The sequence below is a fragment of the uncultured Reyranella sp. genome (genome assembly GCF_945957355.1).
In the GTDB taxonomy this organism is placed as follows: domain Bacteria; phylum Pseudomonadota; class Alphaproteobacteria; order Reyranellales; family Reyranellaceae; genus Reyranella.
Window position 1 is genome coordinate 1 of record NZ_CAMFKM010000006.1, and the last position, 18,328, is coordinate 18,328.

At 57.4% G+C, this 18,328-nt stretch carries 11 protein-coding genes and 2 pseudogenes; 4 read left to right on the top strand and 9 right to left on the bottom strand.

Going from position 1 to position 18,328, the window contains the following annotated elements:
• The 3 genes and pseudogenes from Q0Q48_RS11545 to glmS all read right to left on the bottom strand — a co-directional run.
• A pseudogene (locus Q0Q48_RS11545) lies at positions 1 to 588 on the bottom strand (IS5 family transposase); the annotation flags it as partial.
• Between the two features lie 308 nt (positions 589 to 896).
• A complete protein-coding gene (locus Q0Q48_RS11550) occupies positions 897 to 3,026 on the bottom strand; it encodes a DUF4407 domain-containing protein (RefSeq protein ID WP_295137643.1) in 2,130 nt (709 codons plus the stop codon).
• A 412-nt stretch (positions 3,027 to 3,438) separates the two neighbouring features.
• On the bottom strand, positions 3,439 to 5,262 hold the full coding sequence (gene glmS / locus Q0Q48_RS11555; protein WP_295137645.1) for a glutamine--fructose-6-phosphate transaminase (isomerizing): 1,824 nt from the start codon (positions 5,260 to 5,262) through the stop codon (positions 3,439 to 3,441).
• A gap of 238 nt (positions 5,263 to 5,500) precedes the next feature.
• On the opposite strand from glmS, the gene Q0Q48_RS11560 reads away from it, so the two are divergent.
• Both Q0Q48_RS11560 and wecB read left to right on the top strand, forming a co-directional pair.
• Positions 5,501 to 5,707, top strand: a complete 207-nt coding sequence (locus Q0Q48_RS11560) for a hypothetical protein (protein ID WP_295137647.1) — start codon at positions 5,501 to 5,503, stop codon at positions 5,705 to 5,707.
• A 92-nt stretch (positions 5,708 to 5,799) separates the two neighbouring features.
• Positions 5,800 to 6,900, top strand: a complete 1,101-nt coding sequence (wecB, locus tag Q0Q48_RS11565; RefSeq protein WP_295137649.1) for a non-hydrolyzing UDP-N-acetylglucosamine 2-epimerase — start codon at positions 5,800 to 5,802, stop codon at positions 6,898 to 6,900.
• Positions 6,901 to 6,904: 4 nt separating this feature from the next.
• Here the strand turns inward: wecB and Q0Q48_RS11570 are convergent, their stop codons facing one another.
• From Q0Q48_RS11570 to Q0Q48_RS11590, 6 genes and pseudogenes are all read right to left on the bottom strand, one after another.
• Positions 6,905 to 8,230, bottom strand: a complete 1,326-nt coding sequence (locus tag Q0Q48_RS11570; protein WP_295137651.1) for a hypothetical protein — start codon at positions 8,228 to 8,230, stop codon at positions 6,905 to 6,907.
• Between the two features lie 212 nt (positions 8,231 to 8,442).
• On the bottom strand, positions 8,443 to 10,266 hold the full coding sequence (locus Q0Q48_RS11575) for a heparinase II/III family protein (protein ID WP_295138266.1): 1,824 nt from the start codon (positions 10,264 to 10,266) through the stop codon (positions 8,443 to 8,445).
• A 160-nt stretch (positions 10,267 to 10,426) separates the two neighbouring features.
• Complete coding sequence (locus Q0Q48_RS11580) at positions 10,427 to 12,238, bottom strand: methyltransferase domain-containing protein (protein ID WP_295137653.1); 1,812 nt, start codon at positions 12,236 to 12,238, stop codon at positions 10,427 to 10,429.
• Positions 12,239 to 13,019: 781 nt separating this feature from the next.
• Positions 13,020 to 13,136: a hypothetical protein gene (locus tag Q0Q48_RS28690; RefSeq protein ID WP_366915283.1), complete on the bottom strand. Its 117-nt coding sequence runs from the start codon at positions 13,134 to 13,136 to the stop codon at positions 13,020 to 13,022.
• A 173-nt stretch (positions 13,137 to 13,309) separates the two neighbouring features.
• Positions 13,310 to 13,509: pseudogene (locus tag Q0Q48_RS11585) on the bottom strand (transposase); the annotation flags it as partial.
• Between the two features lie 46 nt (positions 13,510 to 13,555).
• Positions 13,556 to 13,870, bottom strand: a complete 315-nt coding sequence (locus tag Q0Q48_RS11590; RefSeq protein WP_295137655.1) for a transposase — start codon at positions 13,868 to 13,870, stop codon at positions 13,556 to 13,558.
• Positions 13,871 to 15,244: 1,374 nt separating this feature from the next.
• On the opposite strand from Q0Q48_RS11590, the gene Q0Q48_RS11595 reads away from it, so the two are divergent.
• Positions 15,245 to 16,231 (top strand): methyltransferase domain-containing protein, encoded by a 987-nt coding sequence (locus Q0Q48_RS11595; protein WP_295137657.1) that lies wholly within the window; start codon positions 15,245 to 15,247, stop codon positions 16,229 to 16,231.
• A 162-nt stretch (positions 16,232 to 16,393) separates the two neighbouring features.
• Entirely contained in the window at positions 16,394 to 18,202 is a 1,809-nt protein-coding gene (locus Q0Q48_RS11600) for a heparinase II/III family protein (RefSeq protein WP_295137659.1), read from the top strand.
• The last annotated feature ends 126 nt before the right edge of the window (positions 18,203 to 18,328 follow it).

The following is an 18,328-nucleotide window of genomic DNA, read 5'->3' on the forward strand; positions in this document are numbered from 1 at the left end:
TCAAAATCACCCAAGGACTCTGGCATCAGCTGGATGAGAGACTGGGCTCACAGCAGCGTCATAGGCTTTGTCGGCGATAACCTGATGGGCTGGAAGGCCGCGAATCAAGTCGCATGCCGGTGCCATATCGTTTTGTTGCGCCGGTCCGAGCGCGAAGCGGACCGGCAGGCCGAGCGTATCGACTACCGCGTGGATGCTGCCGAAGCCCCCCCCCCGCGCGAGCGCCCGAGAGCCTGGGCTTGCGGCCCCCCCCTTTTACGCCGCCCGCTGGCGGCTCGCGCATTGGCGCGTATCACAAGTGGCGTCGATCGAGAGCCATTCCAGATCGCGATCTGCCCGCGACGGCCTCGAATATTCGATAAATGACACCGGCCTCGATCCATCGATAGTACGCCGCTTGGCCGTCTGGTAGGGACCAAACCGATCTTCAGGGAGGTCGCGCCAACGGGCCCCAGAGAACGCCACCCACAGCACTGCATCCTGAAAACGACGACCATCACTGCGTGGACCGCGCTTACCCTTGCGACCGCCAGGCACGAACCGCTCCAGTCGTGCCCACTGATCGTCCCTCAACACTTCGCCTTCCACGCCAGCCTCTCCAAAAGCCAGCGTTGAATCAGAATTGCCGTCCGAAGGCTATCCTCAAATTGTCACCACAGCCTAGTGATTTACGGCGTGGACAAAAGGTCGAGCCTGCGTCGCATGGCGATTATCTTGTATGCAAACGAAATAGAGTCGTTTGGGCCGTCATTTCGAAGCTTCGGGCAACCCCACTTCTTTTCGTTACTTACCACGGAGCAAAGGATAGTTCCCACAATTTTCCTCCCGACAGCGTCGCCCGTGATCTATCCGTTATCCTGAGAAGTCAGTCAGGCACCCTGATCGCAAATCACCGTCTAGATAGGCTCCGATCCCCGAAAGCTACGGCTAGAGCTTTGCTTGTGCGCGAAATGCCGTATATCCGTATCGCCCATCGCGTAGACCTGTGCGATCTCCCTGAAGCCGAGCTCCTGCAGCTTGATGATCAAGGCTCTTTGCGACGGCAAATCCCGCACTTCGCCAAATCGCGACAGATCAATGATTAGATGGTCAAAAAAGCGTAAAGACCAGATAACATTGTCGATCGCTTCCATCATCAGATTGCTGGTGACGTTGGTGGAGACGAACACAGCCTCACCGCTGATATCGGTCCGGTCGAGCTGGAAGACATTCGGGAAGAAACCACGGAGCAGAGACAGTTGGGTGGTATTGAAACCTTGTCGCGACATCTCGGCAGTCAGCGCAGTAGCCGCTTCGTAGCGACCCGCATCAGACTCGAAACCTACTGTTCGAAATCCGCTCACGGCTAGGCACAGGCTGAGTTCACCGAAGCCTATGCCAAGCTCGAAAAACCGCGCCTGCCTCAGAAAATGAGCGCGGCTGTAGTCAACAATCGCCATGTCGGATGCGACGAATAGCGGGCCGTTTGGCAACCTCGTCGTGTAATAATCACCTGCGGCGCGTCTATGGTCGGGGCTTGCCTCGACCCATTTCATCAGCCAGGCGATTGCGGCCTGTTCAAATGAGCCAAAGTCGGAGCGTGGCAAGGGCTCAGGTGGGGGACTCGGCCGTGGCGACGCCAGAGCCTTTGACTGGGGCACGTCGAGCCCTGGCGACGTGGCATTTGTACCGACAACGAGTCGAGAATTGTCCGATTGGCTCACGCCAACAACGTTGATGACGCCGAAAGGGGCAATGTTGGCGCGATCGTCGATCTCGCGAAAGGCATCCCTCTGTCCTAGAGCGACAGCCGTCCTGATCCTGGCCGAGTACACCGTAGGCGGGGCAAACAAGATTTTGGCCAGAACCGGCGCCAGCTCGAGAAACGCGATGAAGGCCTTGATTAGATATGACATCTGCGTGAATGCTGACCCTCTCACTGGATCGTGGCGGAGCTCATCCATAACGCCCAAGCGAATGATGGGATCGTCACGCAAAGGGCGGTACACTCCATCTCGCCTCAGCTGCGCTTCATAGTCAGCAACTAGAGCAGGTCTCCGAGCTTCGAAGGCGGCCAACTCGGCACGCAGCGTCTCAAGTTCCTTGTGCCGGGTATTGACGACCTCACCTTCAGCTCGCCGCTTGGCAAGCTCGCTGGCCTTACCATCCAATTCGGTCGCTCTGGCGCGAAGAGTGTCAGCCTCCCTACGCAGCTTGTCGTTGGCGTCACGTATCTCGCGAACTGTAACAACCAGATTGTAGCAAAGGCTTGGCGCTTCGCAGCCAGGTCGACCTGTGCGATAGGGCTTGTCCTTGAGTCCATAACGCTCTGCGTAAATGTCCTCATTCAAAGCCCTTATCCGTTTTTCGTTGTCTGTGAGCGTGCTGTCGATTGTCGCAATCCGGCTGCGTGCGTCCGCAGAATCCCGCCGGAGGAGATCGTACTCATCCTGATCGATATGAGAGGCGAAGCCCCTTTGCAGCACGGCTAGCTCGCCTTCCAATCGGCTGACGACGGCACGCTGCGCAGTGCCTTTCTCATCGAGGCCTTTTTCGAAATCGGCGACCCTTTGGCGGTACGGGGCATTTTGGGAAAAGTTATCGACAGCCATCCTTTCACGAATGGCCCCGTCAAACACGGCAAGCTCAGCAAATACCGACAGCGTGTAGGCTATGGCGAGTGAGATGAGCAGACGAAACGACAACCTCCAGAAGGGTCGCGCAAAAGCCACCAAGCGGCGCCATGACGTACTGTGATCACGATCGAACCCACGCGCTTCGTGAAGCAAAGAGACCGTGAACCAATCGAACTGAAACAACGCACGATCGAACGTCGTGACGACAGCTGCAACCATGAAGGCCACGAAGAGACGAGCATAGATTTCGCCGAGGAAATAGCCGATCGAGTAGTAGGCGAGGCCAAACACCACGACGAAGTTCAGGAGCAGGGAAAATCCGAGCTGGGCCGCCCACACCCGATCGGTGGCCGGGCAGTCTTCCAGCATTACTGGGTCCACACCGGCGATCTTGCAAAAAACTGCCCGCACTCTCCCGCTCCTCCATCCTTCCTCACCAACAGGCGGACCTTCGGCTTGAGCACATCTGCTGGAGGGACCTCTCATAACGGCAAGCGTTCGGAACGGCCCTCTTGGTCATGCCCTTCTTATCGGTCAATCGGCCACAAGCTCCACTATCCACCAGAGACTACGCTCCGGATGAGCCTGCCGCGCCCTCATCGGAATTTGAATTGCAGCGTTGAGCACGCCGGCGCGATATCCACACCGTCCCTGGTCATTCCCGGCGAGCGGTGCCGGCCCGTGCGCGTCCAAAGTGCGGGGCTCGGGGAGTAGTGTAATTGGAGAACAGCTCAGTCAACGGGGTTAGTCCAGGTTCGAATCCTGATTCTCCAGTCAGTTCAGGGCAACCCGTCGCATTCATTCTGCTATTGTCTTGCATTTCCTACTCCACGGTCACGCTCTTGGCGAGGTTGCGTGGCTGGTCGACATCGGTGCCTTTGGCTACGGCGGTGTGATAGGCCAGTAGCTGTACCGGAACGCTGTAGAGGATCGGCGCTACCACCGGATCGATCTTGGGTAGGCTGATCGACGCGGCAGCCTGGGCGCCCAGGCGCGCGTTGCCCGCAGCATCGCTCAGCAGCACCAGTTTGCCGCCGCGGGCCTTCACCTGCTCGAAGTTCGAGGCGATCTTGTCAAACAGCGCGTCGCTCGGTGCCACGACGACGACGGGAACGGCCTCGTCGATCAGCGCGATCGGACCGTGCTTCATCTCGCCGCCGGCATAGCCTTCAGCGTGAATGTAGGAGATCTCCTTGAGCTTCAACGCGCCTTCCAGAGCGATCGGAAAGGACAGGCCGCGTCCGAGATAGAGAACGTCGCGCGCCTGCGAGAGGACATCCTCCGCGATGCGCTTGTACTGCTCTTCCATGTTCAGCGCTTCGTTGACATGCGCCGGCAACTCGATCAGGGCGTTGGCCAGTTGCGCCTCGTGATCTTTGGCCAAAGCGCCACGTGCCCGCCCCGCATCGATCGCCGCAGCGAGCAGCACGGCGAGCTGTGTCGTGAAGGCCTTGGTCGAAGCGACGCCGATTTCCGGCCCCGCCAGTGTCGGCAGCACGACATGCGATTCGCGCGCGATGGCGCTTTCCGGGACATTGACCACCGACAGGATCGTCTGTTTGTGAGCCTTGGCATAGCGAAGCGCCGCCAGCGTATCGATGGTCTCACCTGACTGGGAGATGGCGATGCATACGCCGCCATCCGGCAAGGGCGGCTCGCGGTAACGCAGCTCCGATGCAACCTCGACTTCGACTGGCAGGCGCGCCAGCTTCTCGAACCAGTACTTTGCCACCATGCCGGCGAAGCAGGCCGTGCCGCAGGCGGTGATGGTTAGCCGCGGGACCTTGGCCCACTCGAACGGCAGTGCCGGTAGACTGACCGAGCGAGTTGTGGGATCGAGATAGGTGTGCAACGTGTCGCCGATCACGCCGGGCTGTTCGTAGATCTCCTTCAGCATGAAATGGCGGTGATTACCCTTGCCCATCATGGCACCCGAGATGCCGCTCTGGCGAATCTCCCGTCGCACTTCCTTGTCGCCCTGGAAGATCCTGGCGCTGTTGGCATCAAGCACGACCCAGTCGTCCTCCTCAAGATAGGTGACGCACTTGGTAAACGGGGCCAGAGCCAATGCATCAGTGCCGATGTACATCTCCCCTTCGCCGTAGCCCACCGCCAGCGAACTGCCGCGCCGGGCGCCGATAAGCGTATCGTGGCGACCGCTGAACAGAGCAACGAGGGCGAAGGCGCCGCGCAGGCGCTCCATCGCTTCGGCCATTGCCTTTTCCGGCGGCCACTGACGCTCCAGATAGGAGGTGAGCAGCTGGGCCACGACTTCGGTATCGGTATCGCTGTCAAAACGACGTCCGTCGGCCAGCAGTTCGTCCTTGAGTTCCTGGAAATTCTCGATGATGCCGTTGTGCACGACAGCGACACGCTCCGTGGCGATCGGATGGGCATTACGCTCCGAGGGCTGGCCGTGGGTCGCCCAGCGCGTGTGGCCGATGCCAATCGTGCCGGCCAGAGGCTCGGCGCCGAGCCGCGCCTCGAGGTTGACAAGCTTGCCTTCGGCGCGCCGGCGATCGATGTGCCCGTTGACGAGAGTGGCGACGCCGGCCGAGTCATAGCCGCGGTACTCAAGGCGCTTCAGCGCCTCAACCAGCAAGGGTGTGACCGGTGCCTTGCCGATGATGCCAATGATGCCGCACATCTTCCCATCCCCCAGTCCCGCTGCACGGGCAGCTCTTACGCACCTGATAGCTACCACAAGTGTGACATTCGCCATACCGCAGCAACTTCAGGCCCGGAGCATCCCTTTCCGGCCGTGCCCGGAGCCAACGTGCCCCCGCTTAGGTTGGGACAGCGACATAGGGTCACTCCAGGCATCTACCATAGTGTCTGGCCTCCAAAAACCCCGCAGAGTTGCGTCCATTACGTTCAACGCGGCAATGATCGGGACCGAAGAAGACCGCACTGACGGCCACTCTGAAGTGGCACTTTCGGCCCCCGCCATGTGGGAAAAGTGGCTCGGCATATGGACCGCAACTCTGGGGGAGATCGACAACCGCCTCAGTGTGCCGCGCAGTCTGGCGCACGTCCCAAGTGCTGTCCGGCAGATCGCAGTCAACCGAACCTCAATTTATTTCGGCTTTTGAGATGGATAATAACAATATCGAATTTGATCAAATATTCCACCTGATAACGACGAGTCTGTGCGTTATAACCCTGCCACATTCTGGGGATGGGCATGAAATCAATCCATTTAATAGCGGGCGCGCGGCCGAATTTCATGAAAGTCGCTCCGCTCTGGCATGCACTCAACAAGGAAACCTGGTGCAAGCCCGTGCTTGTGCACACAGGGCAGCATTATGACGCGATGATGTCGGACGTCTTCTTTTCGGACTTGGGGTTGCCGGCGCCCGACTTTCATCTGGGGGTCGGCAGTGGTAGCCACGCGCAACAAACGGCGGCTGTCATGACGGCCTACGAAGAGCTTTGCCGGCAGACCGCACCAGACAATGTCGTTGTGGTTGGCGATGTCAATTCGACCATGGCCTGCGCCATCGCCGCCAAGAAACTCCACCTTCAGGTCTCTCACCTGGAGGCTGGGTTGCGAAGTTTCGATCGGACGATGCCGGAGGAGATCAATCGGTTGCTGACGGATGCGATTTCCGACCTGTTGTGGACGCCCTCGCCCGATGCCGACGAGAACCTTGCTCGTGAGGGAATTCCGGCCAGCCGGATCGACCGGGTTGGCAACATCATGATCGATAGCCTGGTCATGATGCAGGGCGCTATCGAAAAAGCCGAGATCGCCAAGCGTTTGGGCCTAGAGAAGAAGAACTACGGCGTAGTCACTCTTCACCGCCCAATCAACGTCGACACAGTGGATGCGTTGGATGCAGCCTTGTCGGCTATTATAGAGGTATCATCCTCCCTGCCGCTCGTCTTCCCCATGCACCCACGCACGAAGGCTCGGGTGGAGGAATTTGGACTGACCAAGAAGCTTCAACAAGCGGCGACGGTTAAGGTCTGCAGCCCCCTTGGCTACGTCGATTTCATGAGCCTCCTTTCGGATTGTGCGTTGGTGATCACCGACTCCGGCGGCATCCAAGAGGAGACCTGCTATCTCGGAATTCCCTGCATCACTGTGCGTGAATCGACTGAAAGACCGGTGACGGTTGCCTCGGGCTCCAACCGATTGGCTCAAATGACGGACCTTACGAACCTTGCTCCCCAAGTCGTAAGCGCCTGGAAGAGTGGCCATGCTGGTCGTACCATTCCGGACCGCTGGGACGGCAAAACTGCTGACCGAATTGTCGCGTCGCTCAAGCGTGCTCTGAGTTGATCTTTTACTTGTCTACGGCACCGTTTGTAGAGCCATCTTGCGCGGGGGCTCGGAACCTATCGGACCGCCCCCAAAAAAGACCTAGCACAATGTCGGGTGTCGATGGCCCAAACTGCTTCGTACGCTCAGCGCACAACTCCAAATATCTGGGCTCCAAGTGTCGAAGTGCACAATAATACGCAGTGCAATACGTAATACTGCGCATCCGCCCCAGCGCCGTCGTCGGCCTGGCGCACATTTCGTCGTCGCGTGCCTCATGCCCTGCCATTATTGTCTTGATATCATCGACGGCAAGGACGCCCAGATCAGACGTCCTTAGAACGATATCGATGGCGCGAGCTTCAAGCCCGAGATGCGCTGTACAGCTTTCACCCGACCCTGTCTTGGAATTGCATGAAACAGGGCCCGTGAGATCCGTTGTTTGCGCACGGCTTACATAAGTACCCTGGGTCGGGTGGTCGCGCATCGTCTGCACGCCATAGTACCCGAGGTTGGGCGCTGGCTTCCCGTCGATCATCCGACGAACTTCGGCTAATTCGGCCCTTATCACCGCCTTGAGGCGTTCGCGATACTTTGGCTCGCCGGTGATACGCGCGAGCAACGCGATTGGTACAGCCATAAGCATGTTGACATTCTTGACATGCCATCCGCGATCACACGGTCCGATGGTCTTGAAATAGAAGAAACCGCCGTCGCTGTTGCGCTCGCCGACATTCCAAGTATCATCAATCATGCGACGCGTAGCTTCAAGATACGAGGGTATTCCGGTGACTTCGTAAAGCTCCAACAGAAAGTGGCCGATTCGCGCATTGTCATACATCTCGTCGTCGTAGGGCTTGTTCTTCTCGAGCGAACAACCAACAGCGAACGTCGTGTTGCTCCCATCACCTGGCTGACTCTGACTCCCTTCAATCTTCGACCAGTACCGCCCCCAGCCGTAAGTCCCGTTATGGTTCATATCCGGATAGCCAACGATCGTGTCGGCCGCTTTCCTAGCCTTGTCCAGATAGAGCTGGTTGTTTGTCGCTAGGAAAGCCTCAAGTAGCACTTGGCCGGTGACTGCTACAGTCGAGGCGGCTCTCTCACTGGAGGCAGCTTGCGGCGCATACACATTTGCGATCCTTGAGTACCTCGCGGCACCAGAAAGCGCTCTTTCGCGCAATTCCGCTTCGGTAGCGTCCACACTTTCAGCGGTCGCGCTATAGGTAGCCAGAGCGGAGAGCACAACAGTAATCGTTGCCACTAAGCCCCAGCTATGGTGGTGCCATTTCCATCGGGCGCGTCGTTCTGCGCCTCCAATCAACGTCTCATAGACGATCCGCTTCCACATGGTATTGGCTCACCTACCTCACGCTCCCCAAGTACAAGCAGTCTATTACGCCGACCTTGTTCTTTTGGCGTTGCTGAGCAATCACACACTTCGCTCATCGCTCAGCAAACACAAACGGCTCCGCCTCTTCAGTGCTCCTTACACGGGTTCGCCAAGCGACCTTAGCGTCGACACATTTATTGGATTTCGAACCTAGATAGCTAACGAACGAGTTAATCAAGATTCGCATCGGCGCTCCACTCAGCGATAACGTGTCCCGTCGACTGCTGGCCAATGGTAACGCAGTTTGAACCTGCGTCGTCATCCCATCTAATTTTTCCAGCCTTCATACTGGAATTGATAATAGTATAGCATTGATCGAAATGTAGGGTATTAGTGATCGCAAAGAGCGTCGCAAAGATAACTGGCTTGTTGGAATTGGCATGAAATTGCAGACAGCTTGACGGTATCAAGCTGTTCTGCCTGTCAGATTGCCAGCCTAAAAGTTCTGGCGTTTCTTGCCCTCGGACTATTGCTCCAAGCGAAGGCGCAGCAACCAGACTTGCAACGCAGATTTCAAACGGTGCGCCAGAGTGACCAGCGCGCACATGAGCTCCCTCATCAACCAACTCCCATGGCGAGTCAAAATGAAACCATTGGCGGTAATCATGAGGGGTGCCGGATCGATCATAAAGCCAATCGAGGACAAGCAAAAAATGACCAGGACGCATAATCAAATAGCGCCGATGGCGGATCGCGCGAAAATGGGTCGCGAAACACTCGGTTACGACAAGTTCCCTTTGCTGTCCGGCGTAAACTAAGGCAGATCCCCATGGAGTCACCTTTGTCCTGGGAAAGCTCTGGCTATCGATCTCGACGGTGTTGTGCGCCTTGGTTGTTTCGCAATAGATACGCTTGGGATCGGAGTACCAGAAGCCTTGTTTGTTAAGAGCTGAGCCCACTTCGGTCCGTTCACTGTAAGCATATCGTGCCGGATCGACTAAAATGCTGTGGCCTCTTTCATGCCAGACGAAAGACAAATGATCAGCGTGCTTGTGAACGCGAGAGTGGAAGCAGGCAGTCTGCGCGAGGTATGACGTGTTTTCTGTGCTTTCTTTGACGTTTAGCGGATACAGCCGAGCGAACGCGTAGCCGGCGTCCAAAAAGGCCTTGACTCCTACTGGAGTCTCTTTGCTTTGCCGCAATGTTGCGCGGAGCGTAGGCTCGTCAAAAAAATCAACTTCAGAATCCAAAAAAAGAGAACGAGGATCAGTATCTCCGAAGCAGGCCAAGTTGCCCGTTGGAGTTACCATCCACCCGAGGTTGCGCTCTGCTTCATGTAGAAGAGAGACTAGCTCCGGATCGAGGATCCCGGCCCGCAATGCATTCATGAGAGCGACAGTTACCATGTAATGATACCCGGGGCTGTGCTCCAAGTGGACCATGCTAGCCGAATACTGCTTGCTAACCATTTCTCTGAGACGTTGCCGAGACAAGCTCAGGAATTGCCCGTCGCAATCTAGCTGCGGCGGGAGACGGCGCATGGCGGCAAACTGGTTTAGCGCCTGGAAGAATCCATGATTGGTGGTCGGCCGATAAACTTCCTCGCTACAGAGCACAATGTTATGGAGAATTAAGTGGTCAAACATCCTGTTCAGACGAACGTCAGATATCCCATCAACTCTAGCGCAGACGTCGGCAATGTACGAAAGCCTATGTAGCCTTTGCGCAACAGCCATGTCATACCACCAGCTACCTTCGGCTTCACGGATGGTGTGCTCCGCAAGACACTCGATCGAATCTGTCGAGAAATCTATCGCGCAGGAAGACATCCAATCCTCTGCCATAGCGACCGCGGCATCGAAATATTCCCACGAGCGACTCGCGTCAAAAGCAGTAAGTAAGCGCTGTATTGGCATCCAAGCGTGGAGATGGAATTCGAAAGAACGGGAGTGCCCACTCCATTTCAAAGGGGGACAGACTGAAGCAATCTTTCCACCCGGGAGGGACCATCCGTTCTTGAGGATATGGTCAGCGGTTGCAGTAGCCGAAATCATCGATGGCTTTGGGCTGATCTCAAGATAGGCGAATGGCCTCAAGGCGCGAGATGCAATCGACTGACGGACCGCCCCATAATGACGCCGCAGATCGAGCCAGTGTGCGTCCAGCGCACCAAATTTCAGACTTGCAGACAATTCAGTGCACCAATGTCCTAAACTAGATCAGTTCAATATCCCATTGCAGGACGCATGGTCTATCACCATTGAACGCGTCCGTGGGATTGCGATAGCTGAAGAACCGGCCATCAAGACTAGCTTTGCTAGCTTTGGAATACGTGAAGCCGGTCGGGTTAGGCCTAAAGTTGTCAATTCGAGCTACTTCGATTGGCTTGTCCATCTCGTCCTTGAACAGCGCTACGACTTGTGGATTGAGTGGGAACCTTCCTCGGTTGGCTTCGGTGATGAATAGGTATGCTTGGCCAATGTCGACGATTGATCTGACGGGGTGACCGACATAACCCAATTCCTCTAATTCGAGTTGGTCAGCCTTCGTTGATCGATAAATCCTAGAACCAGCTCGTTTCTGAAGCTCGACGCGAGGGTCGCTCTCTAGGGTGCCGCCGAGCAAATCGTCACTTCCCCAGATCATGTGGTCTGAGCCGATTACAATATCAGTATACCGGAATGCCGCTTGATGACGCTTTCTATACATCAAGGGCAGTTTAATGCTCGGGGCCGGATTGGTAACGTCTATCCACGAATCGCCGTCATCGGTCGAGCGCCAGACTCGGGATTCTTCTGCACGGTCGCCCGAACTAAGCCACCAAGTGCCGGGGAAAAAAGGGTCTGCTTGCAAAGTGTGAAAATGGCGAATGATTTCTGGAGCGCCTTCGAATACTACATGCCACGAACGGCCTCCGTCCCGTGATCGGAAGACTCGATTGGCATTCATGAGTGGGCGCCACTTAGCAACGTCATCCCGATAAGCAGGTAGATACTTCGCTTGGTTATCGTGGTACTCCGCAAACATAATTGTATTCCCGCACTGATCAATGGACGCTCGACCATGCCAGCGAGCCTCTGGGTCGTCGCTCGCTTCAATCACTTTCCAGTCCTTGTCGAAGAGAAAGACTGTGGCCCTAAGTGGATTGGTTCTTTTCGACGTGTCGACCTCAGAGGTACTTGGAAGGCATTGAACGATGTGATTGCCGTCATCAGTCGTGAAGCAGTTGTAGAGAAGTCGCTTCTCGACGTCTGGGATGTTTACGACTTCCCAAGAGTGGCCATTGTCTTTGGACTCAACAATCTTAGATCTTCCAGTAAGGATCACGTGCGGCGTCGAACTCTTCATTGTGCGACTGTAAACGTGCTCTCCGAAATAGGTTCCACTCGCTCCATTGGGCAGTTGCGGAACGGTCAGCTTCATTGTCATCATAGATGGCGGCTCGGCTCGGCCATGATTGGGATTTAAAGCGCGTTTCAGCGGGCTCCCGAGAGTCTTGCTATTTGGGAGCTGCCCAACAACGACTCTTCCCGCCGCTCTATTGACGCCGGACTTAATCCCTATAAACCAGTCACTGCGCTCCCCGGACGCTTCGTCCCAAATACTTGTGTGGCGCGCTTCGAAACCAACACGTTCCATCGCTCTTACAAAGGTTTCCCGCCCGACCTTGATGCTGACCATGCCAGATTCTTCCGGCACATAGTTAAAGTAAGTTTCGGTGCGTCGGATCACACTTTGAACAGTAGCAGGCAGGTCACCATCGACGAGGCGATACCCGCCAACGTAGGTAAAAAATAGTCCACCGGGCGCGATGACACGGAAGCACTCTTCCAATGCCTTATCGACCTCCACAAAATAGTCAAAAAGCAAAATCGAAAAGACCCCTGAAAAAAAGTCGCTGGGGAAGCGCGATAGATCCCGCGCGTCGACGCCTTCGATATGGTCGACGCCATAGTTTCCGTACAGACTTACAGACGTGAACTTGGCGAACGTGGCTCCCAGAGCTTTCTTTTCTGCGGCCGTCATGGCGAACGCGAGGAGTGGCTTTTCGGTCGCAAGACTCTTGGGTAATCTCAATCTCACGAATCGCTCTAGCACGATGGGAAGGCTCCGAGTGCGTGCTGGTGAGTTGCAATGAGGACAATGGCCCTTTCGATCCATTCTCGTTATCGGCTTGGCGCAAATTGTACACACAGTACGACTCGACATTGCTTGCTTCCTTAAGCTCAAATCCAGTATTCGGATGTGACAATCGTGAGGCTGGCACGTCACGCCAAGCGTGGCGTGTTTGGCAAATATCTATGCTCCACAATCGCTTTAGTTTCGCCTACGGTGGCCAAAGATTCAAGCAGTGGACAAGTTGCTATATCGGAATCGACAAAGGCATGCTTGCCTGAACAGCATGAGATCGACTTCCCAGTGCCCAAAGGCGTGCTGGGTTTGGCCCTCGGGCAGCGTGAAGCGATGAGAACACGGCCTTTTATCGGGCGGTCGAGAGATCGGCCGGAGCGCCGACGGCGTCGGCGTTTGTATCTCGCCCTGGGCGGGCAGCGACGCCACGAGCCGTAGTTCGCGCGGCGGAGTTGGTCGTAGATGGAGCGGTAGGTGCTCTCGTGGCGGATGCGGGTCGCGGCCTTGATGCAGGCCAGCCAGCCGGTGATCGGCTCGGGTGACCGGCCACTGCTGAGGCGCTTGAGCACGAGGTCGCGCAGCTCGGCATTGCGGTCCAGGCGTGCCCCTCCCCTTCCAACGCCGCGCGGCGGACTGCTCCTGGGCGTAGGCCGGCTTATAGCCGATCTGCTTGCCGCTATTGCGCTTCAGTTCCCAAGAGATGCTCGAACGGCGAGCGATTCAGAGCTGCCGTGATTTGGTGGATCGAATGGCCAGCCTGCTGTAGCTCGGCAATCTTGCAGCGCTCTTCCAGGCTGAGCTGGCCGTATAGTTCGCGCTTTTGGCGGCGGTCCTAAGCGTCCTTCGCTATGCTTGAGATAGCAATTTTTCGCTTACTCACATCGTGTGCCATTCTCCCTCGATAGCCCTGCGCAAGTCGAGGCGCTCGTCGAGGCCCGGCTCTTGCCGCCATTCTGGCGCCGGCGGCACGGGCCGCAACAGGAACGCCGCCCGTCCCACCCACGTCGGCCATGGTCGAGCGATCGAGGGTGATCCCCTGGCGGGCGTAAATCTGAGCTTGGCGATACAACGGCAGGGTGATCGGTGAACTTCGATACCAGCACATGGGCCACGGTCGCCTCGGTCGGCAGCCCGCCTTTGATCAGCCGGGCCGGTGCCGGCGCCTGCTCGGCATCCTCCAGTGCAAGCTCGAGCTGGTCCTCGGGCAGGCTCTCAGCCCGCCGACCGAAGAGTCCCACCAAATTCGATATCGATCGCTGCCGAGCTGACCACGACCGACGCGAAGCCCAGCCGTTCAGTGCTCGTCATAGCGCCGCCGCTGCGCGCTTGCCGCCGCCACGTGACCAACTGCTGCGCTGTCAGGCCGTGGCGCCGAGCCACCGCGCTGACCAACGCCCTCCCTGCCAGGCCCTCTGCAACGATCTGCGCCTTATGCTCGGCGCTCCACGCCCGACGCCGGCCGGCCCCAGTGAAGATCTCCAGCCGTCGCGCCGGCTCCGACTTGGCCATAAGCTCTGTGTCCGACATAGGTCCAACTCCCATGACCTCCTCGCCGGACACTCCCTCACTGCCTCGCCTCAGAGCAACGTGGACATCAAACAGCGCTTACGTTCTCAGACCGCGGCCTTGAGTTTGGTGACGTCGGCCTAGGCCCAGTGTCGCAGTTCATGGAGTCGGCGTTGCGGATGGCCGTCGACAATGCAGGTGATGGCGTCGGCCAGGTAGCGGTACACTCGACATCGATCAGCTTGCAAGCCGCGATCAGCGAGGCATTCTGGCCCGATGTTCGGCGCCGCTGTCGGAGCCGCGAACAGGGTGTTCTTACGAGTCTGCACGCTTGGCCCGGAAAGTAAATCGCCCCGCAGAATGCGGTCGGCGCCCATTGACTCGCATATCAAGGCGGTCAGTCACTCCATGCCCTTGCGGATCAACCGGCGTGGCCGACATCGTGAGGCAGACCGTCCCATTCCGCCCAATCACGAGTGTGCCTTCAACGCCCGGATCACTGCCGATACCATCGATGTCCTGGCGCAGGCGTCGTCGCCGAACCGCAACCACACGTTGCCGATCTCGAGTTCGATCGTCGCCACGGTGCGCGCCCTACTGCCAGCGTTGCTGAAGCGTTGAGGGCACCTCTACACCGGGGCACAAACTGCGGTCCCGCTTGCTCGCTCGGCTGACGCGCCTCGCGGCGCCGGCTGCCGCGGCGTCAGCCCATGTCGGCGCGCGACCACCGACACCTATGCTCCCGCCTAGGGTCTCCTCAACGATCCGTGGCTTGTCATGCAATGTCCACCAACGACGTCTCCTGGCACCGCCGATCACCTTGAGCGCCGAGCCTCCGGACTCAAGCTTAAGCGTAGGTTCAGGTCTAGACATAACCCAATCTCAATCTCACTGCAGGGACAGCACAGTAACAAGACAGAAATCCGACCGAACATCGCTTATGCCTTTTCGACGTATGCGCCGGATCCTCTGCCACCAGCAAGCACCGCGCCGTGATTCAGCTCTCTCAGGCCGCCGGGTCTTCGTCAACCTCCGTCCGCAGCCAGCGCACCGTCTTGATCGCCGCCAGATGCAGCTCCGCCAGCCGCCCGACACACTACGGGGCCGAACGGCTGCTCGCCAGCGATTGAATTTCATGCTGTCGATAGCCAACAAACGCAAATCTACCGAGCCGGGGTCGATCAGACCAGTCAACGACTGCGACAGCAGCTCGCCCAAGCGCGGGCCCTGCCGAGTCCCCGAGGCTAGTTCGTGCCAAGCCAGCTGCAACTGAGATTGTGGCCCGCCGCTACCGCAATTGATCGCCTTGGCAGTCGAACCCAAACTGTAGTAGCTTCAACACTCTAGCGCAGCCCCCGAGCCACCTGCGGCAAATCCTAAGCAGACGGGAAGACCATGGCGTACGAAGACTTTGTCAAGCTCTATGCGGCGGATGTGAAGAGCACTCCGGAGAAACTCCTTGACCAAAAGCCGCTCAGTTTTCCGATGAGCACCCTCGTGCGCGGCGAAGCCCTCATCGAGACGGTTGCCCGCACGATTGACCTCGACTTCAAGGGAAAACGGGTGCTCGACGTTGGATGCGCGTACGGTGGGTTCTCCATTGCAATGGCCAAGGCCGGAGCCAAGGTAAGCGGGATCGATATTAGCGCCAAATTCATAGAATACGCGAAGGCGAACGCGCTCAACACCGCTGAGATCGAGTTCAATGTGCTCGACGCATCGAGTATCGACGTACGCAAGACATTCAAGAAAGGATCGTTCGACTTTGTACTCCTGAACGATGTACTGGAGCACATCTACGACACGGCCAGCTTAGTCGCGAACCTCGACTGGCTGTTGAGTGATACGGGCATGGTCTTTTTCAAAGTGCCCAATGGCTTTTCGCCCCGCTTCGTCCTGAGCGAAGGCCATCGCCGGATTTTCGGCCTGACGGTCCTGGATCCAGACTGCTGGTTTTATCTTTATCCTAAGCGCGCGTCGATATTCTACAGGCCTCTCAGCCATTTCCAGGCGATCTTCAGCCACTTCGGCCTATCGCAAACGCTGCTCATCGACGAAGAGCGCGTATTTGCGCGCATGCCCCAGCGAAAGCTCAAGGAACAGATCAAAGAGATTTTTGCCAAGGCACGGAATCTCGAGCATCCTGACCCCGTCTTTAAGACCTATTTGAGGCAGGGCATCCTGCGGTTCCGCAATGAATTCTTCTACGATGTCGAAAACAACACGCCTGAATTCGTACAATATAAGTACGGATCCTATTTTTTCACAGGCTTCTTTGCCAGAAAGAGTACAAAATTGAAGGCGCTCACATCGACTCGGGCCATTCAAGGTTTTGGCGTGGTCACGGAGAGGGCGAGCGCGGAGGCAGCCGCGGCGGCCTGACTAAAGGCCTCGGCGCACAAGCGTCCCGCATCAAATGACTGCACAAGGTCGCAGGGGTGGCCGCTCATTAGCCTTAAGCACGGCATTTGATCTATGTGGCCGTTTGAGTGCCTAGAAGCACTTAATAATGCTTCACAGCCAGACTTTGAGGCCTGCGAGTCGATGGTTGACACCGGCTTCGCAAGGGATGGCTATGTTCTGAACAGTCTCCGTCCACCTATCCCCTGGGACAATTATCCGCGGCCATTTCGGTTTCACCTGCACGCATGGGATCCCATCAATGACCTCCTGGCCACTCACTCCCGCTTAAACAGCCAGGCCTGCCTGGAGGCTGCAGCGGCGTACGCTTTCGATTGGCTCAAGAGATATCAGGCTTCCGCCTTCGCCAAAGGCCCGGCAGAAATCGCTTCCGAACAGGCGCGCAATCCGGAGAATTTCGCTTGGTATGACATGGCCGTTGGCATGCGCATCTACCGGCTCGCCTATCTTGCTGAGGTCATCATTCGCGGCAGTTTGCGCCCTGCCGAAGAATGCGAGCTGTTACTGCAGTCACTTCGGTTTCACCATGAAATACTCGCCGATCCATCAATCTTCCGAGGGCATACGAACCACGGGCTTTATCAAGCTCTTGCCCAGTTGGCGGCCTCCCGTCGACTGAACGATCTGCTGCCTTCCGGCCATTTCCAGGCGCTCGCCCAGGAGCGGTTACGCAAGTGCCTGTCCGAGCACTTTTTCGCAGATGAAGGCGTCCATGCAGAGCATTCGCCAGGCTACCACCGCATGGTCCTAGGCTCCCTTCTCGGAGCGTCGGAAGCGGGCTTACTGGAAAAGAACCAGGAACAATTTCTCGCACGCGCGGAACGGGCCCTGATGTGGATGATCATGCCGAACGGGTCGCTGGCTCCGTTCGGTGACACGGATCATGGATCCATCCGACAGGATCAATCCCTGGCCAGACAGTATCAGGATCCCTATCTATGCCATGCTCTCACGGCCGGGGCATCGGGGGAACCTCCCCCATCAGGCGTACAGGCTTACAAGACAGCAGGCTATGCCTTCGCCCGCATCTACTCTCGTGAAGGAGGCGCGAATCCAGCGAAAGCGTCCTACCTCGCCCAGCTCGCGGCATACCACTCCCGCGTTCATAAGCATGCCGACCATCTCACCTTCGTCTGGTCGGAAGGCACGGTGCCCATCCTCACTGATCCTGGCCGCTTCGGTTATTTGGGCCGCACGACCCGGGGCGACGGGCTATACGAGCAGGGTTTTTGGTATTCCGATCCCCGCCGGGTGTATGTCGAATCGACCCGAGCACACAATTGCGTCGAAATCGACGGCCGCAGCCATCCACGTCTGAAGACAGCGGTCTTCGGATCGGCGCTTGCTCAAGCAGACGTCCAGGATGGGCTTGTCGTATTCGACAGTAAGATCGTGCTGCGCCCTTCCTTGGTGCATCGTCGTACCTTGATCCTCGCACCAGGAGAGTTCCTTATTGTCGTCGATTGGCTTTTTGATCGGAGAGGCGCTTCGCACGATTTTCGTCAGTGGTTTCAGCTGGCGCCCGGTTGGTCAGTAAATCGGGTCGGCGAAGGTTACGAGGGTCAGTTCGGTGACGTTACGCTGCATGCAGTAGACCTACTGGGCGCATCAGCACCGAGTGAGGTCATGGTTGGACAAAACGAGCCTTCGCAGGGCTGGACGTCGGTCGAGGCAGGTTCGTTGACCCCCTCCCCGAGCTTCCATTTTGCACGCTGTCAAAGCGAACGGTCGACATTTGCGACACTATTCTCGCTGAATGGGCGCCCGGACCGCGACCCTATGACGCGGACCAACAGCTCCATTTCTCGCGCAGTTCTTGCATGGCGCACACCGGCTGGCGCGGTTCAGTTAGACTTGGCACGAGGTGAGCAGCTCACCGTCAAGCGAAGAAGCCGCGGTCAAAATGTCTCACAAGGCACGGAGTTGATCTGATCTACTTGCGTGCCAGTTTTAATCTTCGGGGCGCCCTGCAATATTATTGTTTGGATCGGGGCATATCCTCTTCAAGAGGCGACGCGTGCGGCAGTTCTGCCAGCGGCAAATAAGAGCCGTGGGACA